The sequence below is a fragment of the Hydrogenivirga sp. 128-5-R1-1 genome (assembly GCF_000171895.1).
In genome coordinates, this window is record NZ_ABHJ01000281.1 from 1 (window position 1) to 1,660 (window position 1,660).

Annotated in this window: 2 protein-coding genes; both read left to right on the forward strand. The window is 36.7% G+C overall.

Annotated features, from left to right (window positions below; translation table 11 throughout):
* The coding region (locus HG1285_RS02445) for a hydrogenase small subunit (RefSeq protein ID WP_008289129.1) at positions 1–687 on the forward strand (687 nt) is incomplete at its 5' end.
* A 4-nt stretch (positions 688–691) separates the two neighbouring features.
* Positions 692–1,660, forward strand: a 969-nt coding sequence (locus HG1285_RS02440) for a nickel-dependent hydrogenase large subunit (RefSeq protein WP_008289130.1), incomplete at its 3' end; no start/stop codon positions are given.

The following is a 1,660-nucleotide window of genomic DNA, read 5'->3' on the forward strand; positions in this document are numbered from 1 at the left end:
AACAGGAGTGAAAGAGTTCAAAGACTTGCAAAAGATGCAGCTGCAGTTATAGCAGTAGGCGCATGTGCATCTTTTGGTGGAATACCAGCAGCGTATCCTAATCCAACAGGTGCAGTTGGAGTTATGGACGTAGTAAAAGGAAAACCTATTGTAAATATTCCAGCTTGTCCTGCAAATCCGGTAAATATGGTTGGAGTAATTATGCATTATGTTTTAACCGGGGAGCTTCCAGAATTAGATAGTTTACTAAGACCTAAATTTGCCTTTGGATATAGAATTCATGACAACTGTGAAAGAAGAGCTCACTTTGATGCAGGAGAGTTTGTTGAAGAATGGGGGGACGAAGGAGCAAAAAATAACTTCTGCCTTTACAAAATGGGCTGTAAAGGACCATTTACATTTAATAACTGTTCAATAGTTAGATATAACGACGGAACAAACTGGCCAATAGGAGTTGGTAGAGGATGTATTGGTTGTTCTGAACCAGATTTCTGGGATAAATATGCGTTTGAAAGGCCTCTTGCCAATTCCAATATTCATCCACCCGGTTTGAAAGGTGTGGAAGCTACTGTTGACCAAGTAGGGCTTGGAATATTAACTGCAACAGCTATTGGCATTGGTATTCATGCTGTTTCAAGTTTAGCTTTCGGGAAGAAAACCAATGAAAATAATAAAGAGGAGGTATAAGTAAATGGCTACTAAAGAAAGAATAGTAATAGACCCAATTACAAGAATAGAAGGACATTTAAGAATAGAAGTTGTCATAGATGAAAATAATAAAATAGTTGACGCTTATAGTTCCTCCACAATGTGGAGAGGCATTGAGGCAATTTTAAAAGGTAGAGATGCAAGAGACTGTGGTCTTATGGCAATGAGAATATGTGGAGTTTGTACTGGGACTCACTACCAGAGAAGTATTGAAGCTGCAGAACATGCTCTTGGAATAACAATTCCCAAAAATGCGAGGTTAGTTAGAAATCTAATTCAAGGTTCTTTATATTTACATGACCATTTAGTTCATTTTTATCATCTTCATGCTTTAGACTGGGTTGATGTAGTTTCTGCTTTAAAAGCAGACCCTTACAAAGCTGCAAAAATAGCTGAAAATTATTCAGATAACCCGTGGAATAACTCTCCAAATAGATATAAAGCTATTCAAGAGAGACTTAAAAAATTTGTAGAAGGTGGAAGACTTGGACCTTTTGCTAACGCTTATTGGGGTAATAAAGCATATAAATTTTCACCTGAACAGAATTTAATTGCCACAACCCACTATCTTGATGCTCTTGAAGTACAAAGATGGATGGCTCAAATGATGGCAGTTTGGGGTGGTAAAAATCCACACCCTCAATCAATAGTTGTTGGTGGAGTAACATGTGTAAAAGACTTAAAAGACCCATCAAGACATGCTTTATTTAAGGAACTTTTAGAAAAATCAAGAGATTTTGTTCTAAGAGCTTATATTCCTGATATTTTAATGGCTGGGGAGGTTTATAAAGATGAGGCTTTAAATGGAGTTGGAGCCGGACTTGGAAATTACCTTGCCTATGGTGGATTTAGATTGGACGATAATCCTATGTATAAAGGCAAAACATTATTCCCATCAGGTGTAGTTTTAAATAAAGATTTATCAAAAGTAATACCATTTGACCAGCAAAAA